Source organism: Pedobacter sp. (assembly GCF_037719805.1).
Taxonomy (GTDB): domain Bacteria; phylum Bacteroidota; class Bacteroidia; order Sphingobacteriales; family Sphingobacteriaceae; genus Pedobacter.
This window is the reverse complement of record NZ_JBBJLZ010000001.1, coordinates 124,423-139,672: the sequence shown is the minus strand read 5'-3', so window position 1 is coordinate 139,672 and position 15,250 is coordinate 124,423. Positions and strand designations below refer to the sequence as shown.

Genomic DNA, 15,250 nt, shown 5'->3' with positions numbered 1-15,250 from the left:
AGGATTATTATTGTAGAACTGCTTTGAAATTACTGTGTACTATGCTAACTTGCGTTGAATAGGTTTTCAATAATCACAGTTAATGAGCTATAGTTACTTTTTAAAAAGTGTTTTTGTCTTTTTCTTAGTAACAGCGACTATTACTATACATGCTCAGGTTGTCGAGCCGGGCACACTAACTAACGGGAGTGAATCCAATTCTATTTTTACAGGTGTTCCTTTTCTGTTAATTACTCCTGATGCCCGCGCCGGGGGTATGGGTAATGCAGGAGTTGCGGTCCATCCAGATGCCAACGCAATGAGCATTAATCCGGCAAAGCTCGCTTTTTTAGAAAAACCTTACGGATTTTCAGCCTCCTATAGTCCATGGTTAAAGAGCATTGTTCCAGATGTCAATCTTGGCTTCCTAAGTGGCTATTACTCAATTGATGCAACGAATACAATAGCTGCTTCACTACGTTATTTCTCATTGGGCGAAATACAATTTGTTGATGTCAATCAACAAGACCTCGGAATTTACAATCCTAGTGAATTCGCCTTCGATGTAACCTATGCGAAAAGGTTTGGAGACTCTTTTTCACTAGGCACAACATTGAGGTACATATATTCTGATCTCTCATCGGGCCAGACAGTGGTTGGGCAACAAACACATGCCGGGCAAGCCGTTGCTGTAGATATTTCAGCATATTACAAAACGAACTCAATCCTCTTCGGGACTGACGCAATCATTTCTGCAGGAGCTAATATTTCTAATATCGGTACAAAAATTGGCTATAGTGATGCCATTGATAAAGCATTTTTACCGACGAATTTGAAGCTGGGTGGAGCTACAACCTTTTTAGTTGATGATTACAGCATGTTCACTTTTGCACTGGATCTAAATAAGTTGCTTGTTCCAACACAACCATTCTATGATCCACAAGGAAACATTGTCTCAGGGAAGGATCCAAACCGATCCGTGCCCTCCGGGATATTTGGATCTTTCAGTGATGCTCCTGGTGGATTTTCCGAAGAACTCAAAGAGATTAGTATTGCAGCGGGCTTAGAATACTGGTACAATCAGCAATTTGCATTCCGAGCAGGTTATTTCTATGAGAACCCCATGAAAGGAAACCAGCGCTATTTTACCATGGGAGTTGGGTTGAAATATAATGTATTCAACATTGACTTCTCTTATCTCTTAGCCAACCCCCAAGAAAGCCCTCTCGCAAATACGCTCCGATTTGGCCTGCTATTTAATTTTGGAGAAGTACGTTAGATCTGTTTAATAAACAATATAAATATTTGATATGAAGATAAAAGTAGGCTTTGGATTTGACGTCCACCAATTGAGAGATAACCATCCCTTTGTGATGGGTGGAGTGGATCTTGAGCATCACAAAGGCGCCTTTGGTCATTCTGATGCTGACGTGTTATTGCATGCTATCTGTGACGCCTTACTCGGAGCAGCTAATTTAAGAGACATTGGTTTTCATTTTAACAACACTGACCCAAGATGGAAGGGCATAAGTAGTATTATTCTATTGCAGGAAAGTGTAAGACTGTTGAAAGAAAAGGGCTGGGAGATTGGAAACATAGATGCTATGATCTGTCTGGAAGCACCAAAGATTAATCCGCACATACCTAAAATGCAACGAAATATAGCGGATGCCATTGGCATCTCATCTGACGATATTTCAATAAAGGCGACAACAAACGAACTTATGGGGTTTATTGGCAGGGAAGAGGGGGTCGTTGCTTATGCAGTGTGTTTGATCCAAAAAGATATGTAATAGAAAAAACCGGAAATCTTAATAGACACCGGTTCACTTACAGGTCGATACTACCTATTATTCATCGAGATAGCCAAATTTACCCTGGTTATAATCGCTGATAGCTTGCTGTATCTCTTCAGGTCTATTCATCAAAAAAGGGCCATATTGTGCGATGGGTTCATTTATGGGCTCGCCGCTCAACGCAAGAACAACAGAATTTTCTAATGCTTCAACTTGAATTTCAGACCCATTATTAGAGAAGTATACAAATTGATCAGCAGCTGCTACTTCCTTATTATTGATTAAGAGTGAGCCTTCAATAATTACAAAACCGGTATTGAAGGAAGCTGGAAATTTAAAGGCTGCCTTTCCAGTTTTATTTAGCCTGGCATTTAACACGTGTAACGGAGAAAAGGTGCTCGCAGTTCCCTTCAGGCCTTCGTATTCGCCAGCTATAACCTCAACCATCCCGGCATTTTCAGGCAAAGCATACTTCCTCATATCTACCTGCTTTATGTCCTGATATTTCGGCTTGCTCATCTTATCCTTAGCTGGAAGATTGATCCACAACTGCACCATTTGAAACGTTCCACCTTCAAGGCTAAATGCCTCTTCGTGATACTCTTTATGCAATATACCACTCGCCGCCGTCATCCATTGCACGTCTCCCGGGTATATTATCCCGCTGTTTCCTGCACTATCATGATGCGCTACAGCGCCATGATAGGCTATGGTAACCGTTTCAAATCCACGATGTGGATGTACACCAACGCCCCTTGGTTCTTTGCGTGCAGAAAAGTTGATTTTTGCGTTATAATCAAGCAGATAAAAAGGATTCATCTTAAGCTTATATCCATTTGGAAAGAAATTATGAACCCTAAATCCATCTCCTACCATATGGGGTGCAGGGGGATTTAAGATCCCCGCTACCTCTTTAACGTTCGCTTCCATTTGTCTCCTTTCTTTTTACTGACTGGATGCTTATATTTTACTTAGGCTTGTTTAACAAACTGCAATTCACCTGCTAATTTCACTTCTTCACTTACCATCACACCGCCAGTCTCTAAAGCAGCATTCCATGTCAAGCCATAATCAGATCTATTAATTTTACTAGCGATAGTGAAACCGGCTTTAGTGTTTCCCCACGGATCTGTAGCTATACCACCAAACTCAACGTTCAGCTTCACTGATTTCGTGGTTCCTTTAACCGTCAAATTGCCTTCTAAAATATAGTCATCACCGTCTTTTTTGAAGGAAGTAGAAGTGAAGCTAATCTTAGGATGAGTTTCTGAATCAAAGAAATCAGCTCCTATAAGGTGAGTGTCTCTGTCAGAATTCCCTGTTTTAACAGAAGTTACATCTGCTTCAAAGGAAACTTGTGCGTCTTCGAAATCATCAGCTTCAGTTCTTAAAGTTGCGCTGAAAATGCTAAGGCTTCCAGTTACAGTAGTAATCATTAAGTGTTTTACTTTAAACTGAAGTTCGCTGTGTGTTGGGTCTAATACCCATGTAGTTGTTGCCATGTCCGTGTTTTTTAGGTTGTTATTATTTAACAACACAAATATATGGCGGAACAATCAGGTCCACATTGACCTATGTTAAGAAAGAACTAGGTTCGAAAATGCTTGTGCGCTAAATCTTTACGAACTCTACTTAATGATTCCGGCGTGATTCCTAGATAAGAGGCGATCATCCATTGTGGAACCCGTAAAGTAAGGTTTGGATAAAGGGTTATAAAATTAAGATAACGCTCTTCTGCGGTGGCGCTTAATAACATGTTGATTCTTTTTTGCATAAATCGAATTGCGTTATTAAGCATAGTATGATTTAAATCATTTATGCAAGGGACATGCTTGGCAGCCTCATTCATAAAATCTTTATGTACAATTACAACCTTCGTAAGCTCAGTCGCATCTATGAAAAAGTCTGAAGGTTCGTTAAACAACATGCCATTTCGTTCACTTAACCACCATTGTTCGGGAGCAAATTGTATGATATGTGTTTTACCTTTACTGTCTATTGAATAGCTTCTTAACAATCCGCTTAATACGAAGTAACCTTGGGAAGAGATATCCCCCTTCATAAGAATCATCTCATTTTTATCGAAGGTCTTAACTTTTAAATGAACGGCAATGTGATAAAATTGTTCATCCGTAATTGAAACTTTTTGTTGAAGATATGACTTGAAAGGTTCTAAATGAGTGTCCATAGATGAGATCTATCTCTTTTCAGGACTGATATTCGAAAAGTCTACACCACATTTGCAATTAGAAGCACAGCCACCGCTCTTAGAGGAGACCGCCTTATAAATGATGCGGGCAACGTAGAAGACTGCAGCTGCAAATATCAACACGATCAAAATCATTTGGATATCCATATTACAAAAATAATGAATGCCTGTAGTCAGGAAGTCTTAAAAATGTCAATTTAGCGGACCATAAGTCCAACTGTACCACCAACCCAGTCGAAGTCTTTATTATACCTTACACCTATCATCTTTCCTTTACTCATTCTGGCAAGATTGATGCACAGTTGTGGTATTCCATCATCCGGCCACAGGTACATCAGACGAAGCTCAACCTTGACGCCTCCATCTGGCGACTCAACTACGGGTTCATAGATAACTTTTCGCTGAAGAATCCAGTTCTCCGGATCTTTAATTGCCGTAATATCTTCGGGCTTCACATCAATGATCACCCCCATTCCGGCAAAAGAAAATAATGGTTTTAGAACATAATCCTCAAGATTAGCTGGAATACTTAATATCTCGTTTAGAAATAGCGTCTCTGGCACATACTTGCTTTTTAAAAGTGGCATGGTGTACTTGCTAATTCTATAGAACCAGTTGGGATGAGTTACCCACTCAATATCCAGCTCGTCCCGCGGATCAAAGTTTCCTTTAAAAACATCTGGGTTATCTGCTATCTCGTCAAAAATTAATCTATTATAGATACGCTTTAGCCTTATTTTTTCACCATCATCAAAGTAAAACAACGACTTACCTTCTTTAAAAATATCAGCAATTGCCAATACTTTCATTCCGATATACTTTTGAGTTACCAGGAAATCTATAGCGGTTTTTTGATCCAGGGCATTAATATCGACCAGCGCTACTTCGTGTGCTTGGTGCTTGCCAAGAATTACCTCCCTTAACAACTTTAAATAGGTTGCTTCGTCAAGACCATTAAAAAAAGGCGTTAAGTTTTTATCCAGTCCATATGTCTCTGCGAATTTCTTTGTAAGGTGCAATTGGAAGCCATACAGAGATGGGAAGCCTTGCATCTCAATTAGCATTGGGTTGAGCTGCCCGTCTTGGTCCTTGCAAATGCCAAAATCAAACGTTAGAAAGTGCGGATGTATATTCTCTGACGGCACCCTCCAAAGATCGGGAATGGCAGCGTCGGTCAACCTTTTGAAATCCTCTTTCTGTATAAGCTTCACGATTTCATCGCCAGCCGCTATCAGTTTTTCCGCAAGGTCTTTAGGAATGAACACCGGAGTTTCAGCTACCCTAAAAGGAATCGTTAGAAAGCTTTCTTGGAGAGCAGCTAAGAATGCCTGATATTTTTCATTAGAAAAATTTTCATTGAAGGACTTTCGGTATTCGTCAATCATAGCTGAGCTTCTTGTTTCAAGGCATTTATAGCTTCAGTTATAAACCTTGGTAAAATGATGGTTTGCGTCAATTGTAACTTCCGGGTGTCATCCAGACTAGTCAACATATCCTGATATTTTTCCATACCATGGTTTTCAATAATCGCCTGTTTTTTATCATCCCGAAGCAAATACATCTTCATGCCAACAGGATCTGCCTCGGGATGAAATTGTGTGCCGACAATCTCATTGGTGAAACGAACAGACATAACGCAGCGCTCTAAGTCCACATGCGGCCTTTCTTTTTCAAGCGCCAAAACATTTGTATACGGGCTATCTCCCGATTCATCTACTCTCACCACCTGCCAATCACGACTGTCAACCGTATAAAAAGGATTGCCCAGGCCTTCATAGATTAAATCACTGGTTCCTGAGTCGGTTAAAAAGACAGGGAAGATTCCAAAAGCTGTAGAATGCCTTTTGATTACCTCACCAACATTGAATTTCCTGCAGCCTAGCTGATAGGAATGGCAGATCAAAAATGCATACTTCTTTGCTGAATCAGTTTGCTTGTTATAGTTTTCTAAAGCTGTCAGTAAATTGAAAAAGTCGTTTTCCCACGTAGTGCCAACACCGTCGAAGGGACTCCCGGGACCGCCACTGGAGATATAAATATCGTAACTCAAGTCAGGAATCTCACCCTTCTGTCTTAGGTCAAAAATATCAAAACTAAGGTCTATGTCATGTTCCTCACGGTAACGCAACAATATTTCCTGTATTCCCCTCATGCCTTGATTAGCAGTGCCATTATTCATGTCTATTACTGCTACCTTAACCCGGCTCCTATCAATTATGTCCACTATTTTGCTCCTATTAATGTTTGTGAAGTGATGTAATCCACCACGGTCTCAAAGTTACCACTTTGTTCGTAAACAGCCAATTGCCTGTCAGCACCCGTTCCGTTCTCCATTATCTTGAGCACATAATTAATGTCATTCCTACAGCCCAGTTCATCTACTACGTCATCAATGAAGTCCAAAAGTTCAAGAATCAAGTTGCGGCAATTCACCTCCATTTCTTTGCCAAAATCGATCAGATTTCCATCAATACCATATCTTGCTGCTCTCCACTTATTTTCATTAATAAGCGCCCGAGAATAACTGATAAACTTCATATTCTGCAGCCTGAGCTTATAAAGCTTTGCACATAAACATTGAAATAATGCTGTGATAGCCATGGTTTCATCAATTAACATCGGGCAATCACATATTCTGAACTCAATGGTCTCGAAAAAGGGGTGCACGCGTATATCCCACCAGATCTTTTTAGCATTGTCAATGCTATTGGTTTTAATCAGAAGCTTGACATAACTGTCGTAATCTTCGATGCTATTAAAAATATCTGGTATCCCCGTTCTGGGAAACTTATCAAAAATCTTAGTTCTGAAGGATTTATAACCCGTATTCCTATTTTCCCAGAACGGTGAATTGGTCGACAGCGCAAACACATGCGGAAGGAAATATCTAACTTGATTCGCAATGTGGATAGCCAACTCTCTCGACTGAAAGCCAACATGTACGTGGAGACCAAAGATCAGGTTGGACCGTGCAGCTTCCTGAAGCTCATTTACAATTTCGCTATACCGTGGATGTTCGGTGATCAACTGTTTTTCCCAATGAGAAAAAGGGTGAGTACCGGCAGCGCCAATCCGCAATCCCTGTTCTCCGGCAAGTTGAGAAACCGTATAGCGAAGCTGAGAAATTTCCGCCCGTGCCTGATCTGTATTTTTACAGATCCCTGTACCCACCTCAACTACGGCCTGGTGCATTTCTGCTTTGACTTGATCCTTGTGGATCTTCTGCGCGGCTTCCACTATTTTTTGATCGTGAGAGGTAAGTTCGCGCGTAACAGGGTCAACGACCATATATTCCTCCTCGACACCCAGCGTAAATTCATTTTTCATAACCAGTTTATTTCTTTGGTTTAACGACGGCTTTTTTCACAGCAGCTGCAAGCTTTTTTGGTGCAGCTTGGGCCTTTTTAGTAATCTTTGGTTCAGTTGTCCCGGTAGGTGTTAAACCTGCGGATGACGATTTGATATAAGTTCCCCATGTAAGATTGTCCTGACCATCAATTTGAGCTTTAGCACGCTCAATAGCATATCGCGCAGTAGTCTCTACAACCCAATCAAAGTTTTCTTGTCCCACACTTGTCACTTCCGCATCAGGAGCCGGATTACAGAAGTCAATCGCATATGGGATCCCGTCACGTACCGCAAACTCGACTGTATTGAAGTCGTAGCCCAGGTATTGATTCAATTTAAGCGTATAATTATGAATGGTTTGTAATAATGCTTCACTAGAAGGTGGGGTATCAACCTGATAACGAAGATGGAATGGATTCCGGGGCTCATATTGCATAATGCGTACGTGCTCTCCACCAATACAATAGCATCTGAAGTATTCCGTAAACTGAATCTCTTCCTGTAGCATCATAACCGTACGCCTTGTCTGACTATGCTTGTCGAAGAAATCTTCCTTATCATGTAACTTATAAACCTCCTTCCAACCTCCACCATCATAAGGCTTCATGTAAGCTGGAAAACCAGTGTACTGAAAAATTTCCTCCCAGGCCATTGGAAATGAAAGATTCGTGAAAGATTGGTCTGAGGTATCTTCAGGCATTTCATAGGACGGAATTAATGCAGTTTTAGGTACTGGAACTCCTATCTTTAATGCTAAAGCACTGTTGAAAAATTTCTCATCTGCACTCCACCAAAAAGGATTATTAATCACTGCAGTTCCTGTTAGCGCCGCATTTTTCAACGCCGCACGGTAGAAAGGTACATCCTGGGAAATCCTGTCGATTATAACCGCATAGTCCAACGGCTCCGCCTGAAAAATTCTGTCAATGAGAACAAACTCGGCAATGATGTCTTCTTCTGATATCTCGTTAATTCGCTTTACTACTGCCTCGGGAAAGGATCTCTCCCTGCCAAATAAAATTCCAATTTTCTTCATAAAAGTTTTTAGTGTTTAGTTCTAAGCTTTTAAAGAGTTAAGCTCTATAAAGGTTTTATAATTTTGATAAATAGTCAGGCAGCATCGTGCGCCAAATAGGCCAGTCGTGATCCGCGTTATGCCTCAAATCTAACCAATGGTCGATGCCTTTATTGCTTAATATTTTAGAGAGCCTTTCGTTGTCTGCCCTGCAAATGTCCCGATCGGATGTTCCCAGCACGATCTTAATATTCCATAAATCTGGGTTGCCATCATTTACTAAAAAGTCTACCGGGTTATTGTAGTAGACGTCGTCGTTATAGAAGCCGTCAAGCTGACCACGCATATCAAAAGCCCCACTCATGCTAAAAACATGACTAACTAACCACGGATGTTTGCAGGCGAAATTTACCGCATGGTATCCGCCAAAGCTGCAGCCAGCCATTACCACTTTATTGTGACCCGTCTCATGTCTTGCTAGTCCGACAACTTCTTCTAAAATCATTTTATCGTACCAGATATGATTCTTGACACGGTCAGCCGGATGCGCGTTCTTATTGTACCAGCTTTGTTTATCTATGCTGTCTACGCAGTAAACCTTAATCTTCCCCTCCTCTATAAACCATTTTATAGAGTCTATCATTTTAAATTCTTTGCTTTCGTAGTACCTCCCCATACTTGTAGGGAAGATTATGACCGGATAGCCACTATGACCATACACCAACAGCTCTGTGTCGCCACTGAGGTTATTGCTATACCATTTTTTGTATTGTTCCTGCATGGCGATACGTTTAGAAGTTTTAAGGTATGTATTTTTGGTAAATTTCCAATGCTGAATAAATATTTTTGAGGTACTGGAAACTTTGCAGTTCAAAATGAGTTAAAGTTTAATGAATATTAATACCAATATGTTAATGCCAAAATTTGTGAAAGTTGAACATGCGTTGAAATCAGTATACCTTAAAAGGACCGTTGAGATCGTTGTGTTCAGACCTGAAAATCTTTTAGGCAATGAAAAACTAAACCTGCTGTTAATGAATGACGGTCAGGACGCTAATGAACTAGAAATTCAGGAAACGCTTACTGATTTATATTCCGAAGGTAAAGTAGCGCCCATTGCCGTGGTGGCCATTAAAGCTTCGGAGGACAGACTAAAGGAGTACGGGGTCGCTGGCAGGCCAGATTTTCAAGCTCGTGGCGACAAAGCAGAAGCTTATAATAATTTCATGGTTAAAGAGCTATTTCCGCGTGTACAAAAAATCGTGGGCTTGCCGTTAACAGGCACCCGTGCAATCGCTGGGTTTTCCTTAGGTGGACTAAGTGCCTTTGATATTGCCTGGAATAATGACCGTCTTTTTGATGTTGTAGGAGTTCTGTCTGGCTCTTTCTGGTGGAGAGATAGGGATTTAGAGGATGGATACACGGCTGCCAATCGAATCATGCACCAGGTAATCAGAGAAACTACTCCTAAACCTGATCTCAAGTTTTGGCTAATGACGGGAACAGAAGATGAAAAAGTAGATCGTGATCAAAATTACATTATAGATTCTATTGACGATACCATCGATATCATCAAAGAACTGTTAAACAAAGGCTACAAACGACCTGAGCATATTTGTTACTATGAAATGGTAGGAGGGGAGCACAATGTACCAACCTGGTCTAAGGCCTTACCTGCCTTTTTAAAATGGGCTTTTCCAGCTAAGCGGGTTTAGCTTCATTGTCTGCAGACTGTTGAAAGTCTTCGGCATTTTGATCTGCTTGGACATCGGCTGCGCCCTCTGACTCTAAATTGTTGTCCAGACGGTCATTCCAGTCATCCAGGCCAGTCTTATTTACATTGCCATTGGAAGGGCTTTGAATATCGGCGCTATCTTTAGCGGCTTTAGGATTAAGATTTTGATCGTCCATAGTAGTTTCTACAAGCAAATGCGGTTTTTCCATAACCAACAATATCTAATCAAGTTTGTTTGCAGGTTGACTGGTGGTTGGCTGGTGTTTGGAAGGGCCTTGGGTCCGGGCTGGTACCGCTATAGCCGTTTCAACCCAGTACCAACCCAGTGCGACCGGACACCGAGCCCTCAGTGAAACCTTTCCTGCACTAACACGTTGATATATCGATAATAAACATTATCTTTGCGCCAAAATTTACACGCATTTTATGCAAAAAATAAGAAACATAGCTATTATAGCACACGTTGACCACGGTAAAACAACGCTGGTTGATAAGATATTACACTCTTGTTCCATTTTTCGTGATAACGAGCAAACAGGTGATTTAATTCTTGACAATAATGACCTGGAGCGTGAACGTGGTATCACCATCGTTTCGAAAAACGTTTCAGTAATGTACAAAGATATTAAGATCAACATCATCGATACTCCTGGTCACGCGGATTTTGGAGGTGAAGTTGAGCGCGTATTGAAAATGGCCGATGGTGTTCTGTTGTTGTGCGATGCTTTTGAAGGTGCAATGCCTCAAACACGTTTCGTTACGCAAAAAGCACTTGCATTGGGATTGAAACCAATCGTAGTTGTTAATAAAGTTGATAAAGAAAACTGTCGCCCTGAAGAAGTTTACGAGCAAATCTTTGAATTGTTCTTCAACCTTGAGGCTACAGAAGATCAGTTAGACTTCCCTGTAATTTACGGTTCATCTAAACAAGGATGGATGAGTACAGACTGGAAAGTTCCTACTACAGATATTTTTGCCTTGTTGGATGCAGTAGTTGCAAATATTCCTGCGCCACCAATGATAGAAGGTACACTACAAATGCAAATCACTTCGTTAGATTATTCTTCTTTCGTAGGTCGTATTGCAGTTGGACGTGTACACAGAGGTACAATTAAAGAAAACCAACCGGTTACTCTGATTAAGCGTGATGGTAAAATGGTTAAAGCGAGAGTTAAAGAGCTTTATATTTTTGAAGGCTTAGGCAAAATCAGAACCACTGAAGTTAAATCTGGAGATATTTGTGCAGTAGTTGGTATTGATGGTTTTGATATTGGTGATACGATCTCCGACTTTGATGCTCCTGAGCAATTGCCAGTAATTAAGATTGATGAGCCAACAATGAACATGTTGTTCACTATTAATAACTCACCATTCTTCGGTAAAGAAGGTAAATTTGTTACTTCTCAGCGTATTAAAGAACGTTTGTACAAAGAGATGGAGAAAAACCTTGCACTTAAAGTTGTGGAAACTGAGTCTCCTGATGCTTATTTGGTGTATGGTCGTGGTATCCTCCATTTATCAGTATTGATCGAGACTATGCGTCGCGAAGGTTATGAGATTCAGGTTGGACAGCCACAGGTTATCATTAAAGAAATTGATGGTAAGAAATGTGAGCCAGTTGAAACTTTGATCGTTGATGTACCAGGTGAGGTTGCAGGTAAAGTGATTGAACTAGTAACTCAGCGTAAAGGTGAATTATTAATCATGGAGCCTAAAGGTGATTTGCAACACTTGGAGTTTGAAATACCCGCACGTGGTATCATCGGTTTAAGAAACAATGTACTTACAGCAACAGGTGGAGAAGCCATTATGGCTCACCGTTTCAAAGCTTACGAGCCTTGGAAAGGAACTATACCTGGTAGATTGAATGGTGTATTGGTTTCTATGGAAAAAGGCAGTACAACTGCTTATTCTATCGATAAGTTACAAGATAGAGGTCGCTTCTTTGTTGATCCAGGTGTTGACGTTTACGAAGGCCAGATCATGGGCGAGCACATCCGTGACAACGATCTAGTTGTAAATATTGTGAAAGGTAAAGCGTTAACTAACATGCGTGCTTCAGGTACAGATGATAGTAACAGAATTGCTCCTGCAATTAAATTCTCTTTAGAAGAGGCAATGGAGTATATCCAGGCTGATGAGTATATTGAAATTACACCGTTAAGCATGCGTTTACGTAAAATCTTCTTAACAGAAAATGAGCGTAAGACTAAAGGAAAACAATTTCAATAGCTAACGTCGTCCTTTCGTAAAGAAAGGCTACACAAATATGAAAATGCCTGTAAGCGAAAGTTTACAGGCATTTTTTTATCTAGATTTGTGCTCTTCATTATAGATATTATGGAATCAATCAAAGGAAAAAACGCAATTATAACAGGCGCTGGAAAAGGCATTGGCAGAGCTGTAGCGATCGCTTTGGCACAGGAAGGCGTAAATGTTGGTCTGCTCGCCAGAACACTATCCGACCTGGAGAATTTGGCAGCAGAATTAAAGCAATATCAAGTAAAGGTTTCGATTTCAACTGTAGACGTTGCCAACATAGATGAGGTAAATGCTGCTGTTCTCAAGGTCAGGAGTAATCTTGGTCCAATTGATATCCTGATTAACAATGCAGGAATAGCTTCATTTGGTAAGTTTTTAGAACTGGAGCCTTCAAGATGGGAGGAGATCGTCAAGGTGAATTTATTTGGTGCTTATTATACCGCTCGTGCTGTATTGCCTGAGATGATCGAAAAGCAATCCGGAGACATCATCAACATCTCATCTACTGCCGGTAAAAACGGAGCTGCAGTAACCAGTGCTTATAGTGCATCAAAGTTTGCGCTGATCGGCATGTCAGAATCTTTAATGCAGGAGGTTCGTAAGCACAACATAAGAGTATCTACCTTATTGCCAAGCACAGTCGCAAGCGATATGGCTAAAGATCTGAAACTGACAGATGGCAATCCAGAACGCGTCATGCAGCCGGAAGACCTTGCTGAACTTATTATCGCTCAGCTTAAGCTGAACAGAAGAGTCTTTTTGAAAGAAGCAGGTCTTTGGTCTACAAACCCCTAACTGCGTTTAGTCGTTTGTTTTTCGGTGCTTGACGAAATACGTGAGCAAGCTTACCGCGATCACGAAATGATTAACTAGGTTGGGGATAAGGCCATAATATTTAGTAAAGATTCTAAAGCGTTCAGTCAAACTGGCCAAATGTTTCTTCTTGGACATCCCGCCCACCAGATACTTAGCTACGTAGATGTGCGTATTGACAATGCTGGATGCATTTTTTGCCGCCTTAATTACCCAGTCTATATCTGAGCTGTACTTATATTGCAGATCATATGGCGCTGTAATAGCGCGTTTAATATAAATCGCCTGATGTCCCACGCTCATGCCATATTTAAAGCTTCGCCAGTTGAAATTCTCTGGAGCACAATGCCTGCGCTGACCCAAGCTTTCCCATCGCTCATTGTACATTTCTGTTTCTCCATAGTAAATGTCTGCTGAATCTGCACTCTCAAAAACGTCCCGAACGGTTTCAGGAGCATAGATCTCATCACCAGAATTCATGAAGAGCACATAATCACCTGTAGCAAGAGCAAGACCTTTATTCATTGCATCGTAGATTCCCTGATCAGGTTCTGATACGAAAACGGCCAACCGTTGGCGGTATCTTTGTATGACCGCCTGCGTACCATCATTGGACGCGCCATCCACCAGTATATATTCAATGTTAGGGTAACTTTGATTAAGTACAGACAACATTGTTCTTTCAATGTCTTTGACATTGTTATAAACGATGGTTATGACACTTAACTTTGGCTGCATCTGGTGTTCCCAATATAGTTATTTAGGCATCAAATCCAGTAGTGACTGGTATAAATCATAATGCTTTTCTGCAATAACGGGTTCAGAAAAGTGAGTAAGGATCGTTTTTCTTGCTTCCTTTTGTATATCTGCAAAGTTCTCTTCATGATACAACCATTCGATCCCTGTAGCCAGATCTTCAGAAGACTCGTATTCAGCCAGATAACCGTTCTGTAGATGCTTTACCATGTCCGGAATTCCTCCGGTGGTAAAAGCTACCACTGGCGTAGCACAGGCTAGGCTTTCCATTACTGTGTTAGGTAGATTATCCTCAAGGGAAGGGGTTATAAATACATCGGCCGCAGAATAACATTTAGCCAGGTGATCGTCGCTGTTAATCGTTCCCAGAAAAGTGGTTTTGAAAGGAAATTCAGGCATCTCCACATTTTCCTTATTTCCAAAGATGATAAGCTCTATCTTTTCCTTGACGATTCCAGGTCTTGTTGATAGGTCATTTAATGCCTCTATTAGATAGGACGTCCCTTTATGCTTGTCGTTCTTTGAAGGCATAAAGCCGCTCATCAGAACAAATTTATCCGGATCGATCCTTAAGATCTTTTTTGCTTCTGCTTTTACATAAGGTTTAAAAATATCTGTCTCAATGGTGTTCGGAATCACACTAACAGCCCTGAAGCCCATTAAACTACTTAGTTTAACAGATTGCGCCATCCAATTGCTTGGCGCAACGATGTGACAGTTTAATTCTGAATAGGCTTTCTTTTTACGGAGCCAGGTTTTATGGGAAAGGTCATCCTTGCCACTCATCTTTAGCAAGGGACAATTACCGCATTCTTTATGGTAGTTTTCACAAGAGTAGCGAACGTGGCACCCCCCTGTGAATGCATTACTATCGTGAAAGGTCCAAACAATAGGCTTTTCCAACTCATCTAGTTCTGCGAGAAATTTCGGGGAAAGAAAGCCGTGATTGATCCAGTGTAAGTGAATGATATCCGCCGATTGTACCTCTGGATGGGCGATAATAGATTGGCCAAACCAACTTAATGAAAAAGGGGTTTTCAGCGCTTTGGCAACTGCTTTGGAAAGGTATCTCTCCGCTAATATATTAATTACGGCTTTGGCTCTCTGAATCGGCCCCTTTGTAAAAGTCCCGGTTGCTTTACTTTCTTTAAATTGGAAGTAGACCATCACAGAAGACTCTACTCCAATCGCATTTAATGCGCTATTTAACCTCAAACAAGCCCTTCCGGCTCCACCATTTCCTTCGTATGTGTTTAGATGTACTACTTTCAATGGCTTGATTCGTCTAAATGGAGATAAAAAGGATTTAAAGCCGAAAATTACATAAAGTTTTAGCC

General features: G+C 40.9%; 17 protein-coding genes. 5 read left to right on the top strand and 12 right to left on the bottom strand.

Annotated elements, in window-relative coordinates:
- Positions 1 to 82: 82 nt before the first annotated feature.
- Entirely contained in the window at positions 83 to 1,258 is a 1,176-nt protein-coding gene (gene porV, locus WKF66_RS00645; protein ID WP_489672466.1) for a type IX secretion system outer membrane channel protein PorV, read from the top strand.
- Positions 1,259 to 1,289: 31 nt separating this feature from the next.
- The gene (gene ispF / locus WKF66_RS00640) at positions 1,290 to 1,772 is read left to right on the top strand and encodes a 2-C-methyl-D-erythritol 2,4-cyclodiphosphate synthase (protein ID WP_489672465.1); all 483 of its coding nucleotides are present in this window, start codon (positions 1,290 to 1,292) and stop codon (positions 1,770 to 1,772) included.
- A 57-nt stretch (positions 1,773 to 1,829) separates the two neighbouring features.
- Here the strand turns inward: ispF and WKF66_RS00635 are convergent, their stop codons facing one another.
- The 9 genes from WKF66_RS00635 to WKF66_RS00595 all read right to left on the bottom strand — a co-directional run bounded on the left by WKF66_RS00635 (position 1,830) and on the right by WKF66_RS00595 (position 9,128).
- Positions 1,830 to 2,705: a pirin family protein gene (locus WKF66_RS00635; protein ID WP_489672464.1), complete on the bottom strand. Its 876-nt coding sequence runs from the start codon at positions 2,703 to 2,705 to the stop codon at positions 1,830 to 1,832.
- A gap of 41 nt (positions 2,706 to 2,746) precedes the next feature.
- The gene (locus WKF66_RS00630) at positions 2,747 to 3,277 is read right to left on the bottom strand and encodes a YceI family protein (protein WP_489672463.1); all 531 of its coding nucleotides are present in this window, start codon (positions 3,275 to 3,277) and stop codon (positions 2,747 to 2,749) included.
- A gap of 86 nt (positions 3,278 to 3,363) precedes the next feature.
- On the bottom strand, positions 3,364 to 3,963 hold the full coding sequence (locus WKF66_RS00625; protein WP_489672462.1) for a Crp/Fnr family transcriptional regulator: 600 nt from the start codon (positions 3,961 to 3,963) through the stop codon (positions 3,364 to 3,366).
- 9 nt (positions 3,964 to 3,972) lie between these two features.
- Entirely contained in the window at positions 3,973 to 4,119 is a 147-nt protein-coding gene (locus WKF66_RS00620; RefSeq protein ID WP_489673324.1) for a FeoB-associated Cys-rich membrane protein, read from the bottom strand.
- A gap of 62 nt (positions 4,120 to 4,181) precedes the next feature.
- Positions 4,182 to 5,369 carry a hypothetical protein gene (locus WKF66_RS00615; RefSeq protein WP_489672461.1) on the bottom strand — a complete coding sequence of 396 codons (1,188 nt, stop codon included), beginning with the start codon at positions 5,367 to 5,369 and terminating at the stop codon, positions 4,182 to 4,184.
- Complete coding sequence (locus WKF66_RS00610; protein ID WP_489672460.1) at positions 5,366 to 6,208, bottom strand: glutamine amidotransferase-related protein; 843 nt, start codon at positions 6,206 to 6,208, stop codon at positions 5,366 to 5,368. Before WKF66_RS00610 ends, WKF66_RS00615 begins: the two co-directional genes overlap by 4 nt.
- A complete protein-coding gene (locus WKF66_RS00605; protein ID WP_489672459.1) occupies positions 6,208 to 7,311 on the bottom strand; it encodes a carboxylate-amine ligase in 1,104 nt (367 codons plus the stop codon). Before WKF66_RS00605 ends, WKF66_RS00610 begins: the two co-directional genes overlap by 1 nt.
- Positions 7,312 to 7,318: 7 nt before the next feature.
- Complete coding sequence (locus tag WKF66_RS00600; protein WP_489672458.1) at positions 7,319 to 8,368, bottom strand: ATP-grasp domain-containing protein; 1,050 nt, start codon at positions 8,366 to 8,368, stop codon at positions 7,319 to 7,321.
- A 55-nt stretch (positions 8,369 to 8,423) separates the two neighbouring features.
- Positions 8,424 to 9,128: an esterase family protein gene (locus tag WKF66_RS00595; protein ID WP_489672457.1), complete on the bottom strand. Its 705-nt coding sequence runs from the start codon at positions 9,126 to 9,128 to the stop codon at positions 8,424 to 8,426.
- 109 nt (positions 9,129 to 9,237) lie between these two features.
- On the opposite strand from WKF66_RS00595, the gene WKF66_RS00590 reads away from it, so the two are divergent.
- A complete protein-coding gene (locus WKF66_RS00590; protein WP_489672456.1) occupies positions 9,238 to 10,062 on the top strand; it encodes an alpha/beta hydrolase in 825 nt (274 codons plus the stop codon).
- On the opposite strand, the gene WKF66_RS00585 is transcribed toward WKF66_RS00590, so the two are convergent.
- On the bottom strand, positions 10,049 to 10,291 hold the full coding sequence (locus WKF66_RS00585) for a hypothetical protein (RefSeq protein ID WP_489672455.1): 243 nt from the start codon (positions 10,289 to 10,291) through the stop codon (positions 10,049 to 10,051). The two genes, WKF66_RS00590 and WKF66_RS00585, sit on opposite strands and share 14 nt — an antisense overlap.
- A 217-nt stretch (positions 10,292 to 10,508) precedes the next feature.
- On the opposite strand from WKF66_RS00585, the gene typA reads away from it, so the two are divergent.
- Both typA and WKF66_RS00575 read left to right on the top strand, forming a co-directional pair.
- Positions 10,509 to 12,314 carry a translational GTPase TypA gene (gene typA / locus WKF66_RS00580; protein ID WP_489672454.1) on the top strand — a complete coding sequence of 602 codons (1,806 nt, stop codon included), beginning with the start codon at positions 10,509 to 10,511 and terminating at the stop codon, positions 12,312 to 12,314.
- A 108-nt stretch (positions 12,315 to 12,422) separates the two neighbouring features.
- Positions 12,423 to 13,139, top strand: coding sequence for a 3-ketoacyl-ACP reductase (locus WKF66_RS00575; RefSeq protein ID WP_489672453.1), 717 nt, complete (start codon positions 12,423 to 12,425; stop codon positions 13,137 to 13,139).
- Positions 13,140 to 13,145: 6 nt separating this feature from the next.
- On the opposite strand, the gene WKF66_RS00570 is transcribed toward WKF66_RS00575, so the two are convergent.
- Positions 13,146 to 13,895 (bottom strand): glycosyltransferase family 2 protein, encoded by a 750-nt coding sequence (locus tag WKF66_RS00570; RefSeq protein WP_489672452.1) that lies wholly within the window; start codon positions 13,893 to 13,895, stop codon positions 13,146 to 13,148.
- A gap of 18 nt (positions 13,896 to 13,913) precedes the next feature.
- The gene (locus WKF66_RS00565; RefSeq protein WP_489672451.1) at positions 13,914 to 15,185 is read right to left on the bottom strand and encodes a glycosyltransferase family 4 protein; all 1,272 of its coding nucleotides are present in this window, start codon (positions 15,183 to 15,185) and stop codon (positions 13,914 to 13,916) included.
- Between the last annotated feature and the right edge of the window lie 65 nt (positions 15,186 to 15,250).

Coding starts and splice junctions, on each gene's coding strand:
- porV (WP_489672466.1), top strand. CDS start 83: ATGAGCTATAGTTACTTTTTAAAAAGTGTTTTTGTCTTTTTCTTAGTA.
- ispF (WP_489672465.1), top strand. CDS start 1,290: ATGAAGATAAAAGTAGGCTTTGGATTTGACGTCCACCAATTGAGAGAT.
- WKF66_RS00635 (WP_489672464.1), bottom strand. CDS start 2,705: ATGGAAGCGAACGTTAAAGAGGTAGCGGGGATCTTAAATCCCCCTGCA.
- WKF66_RS00630 (WP_489672463.1), bottom strand. CDS start 3,277: ATGGCAACAACTACATGGGTATTAGACCCAACACACAGCGAACTTCAG.
- WKF66_RS00625 (WP_489672462.1), bottom strand. CDS start 3,963: ATGGACACTCATTTAGAACCTTTCAAGTCATATCTTCAACAAAAAGTT.
- WKF66_RS00620 (WP_489673324.1), bottom strand. CDS start 4,119: ATGATTTTGATCGTGTTGATATTTGCAGCTGCAGTCTTCTACGTTGCC.
- WKF66_RS00615 (WP_489672461.1), bottom strand. CDS start 5,369: ATGATTGACGAATACCGAAAGTCCTTCAATGAAAATTTTTCTAATGAA.
- WKF66_RS00605 (WP_489672459.1), bottom strand. CDS start 7,311: ATGAAAAATGAATTTACGCTGGGTGTCGAGGAGGAATATATGGTCGTT.
- WKF66_RS00600 (WP_489672458.1), bottom strand. CDS start 8,368: ATGAAGAAAATTGGAATTTTATTTGGCAGGGAGAGATCCTTTCCCGAG.
- WKF66_RS00595 (WP_489672457.1), bottom strand. CDS start 9,128: ATGCAGGAACAATACAAAAAATGGTATAGCAATAACCTCAGTGGCGAC.
- WKF66_RS00590 (WP_489672456.1), top strand. CDS start 9,238: ATGAATATTAATACCAATATGTTAATGCCAAAATTTGTGAAAGTTGAA.
- WKF66_RS00585 (WP_489672455.1), bottom strand. CDS start 10,291: ATGGAAAAACCGCATTTGCTTGTAGAAACTACTATGGACGATCAAAAT.
- typA (WP_489672454.1), top strand. CDS start 10,509: ATGCAAAAAATAAGAAACATAGCTATTATAGCACACGTTGACCACGGT.
- WKF66_RS00575 (WP_489672453.1), top strand. CDS start 12,423: ATGGAATCAATCAAAGGAAAAAACGCAATTATAACAGGCGCTGGAAAA.
- WKF66_RS00570 (WP_489672452.1), bottom strand. CDS start 13,895: ATGCAGCCAAAGTTAAGTGTCATAACCATCGTTTATAACAATGTCAAA.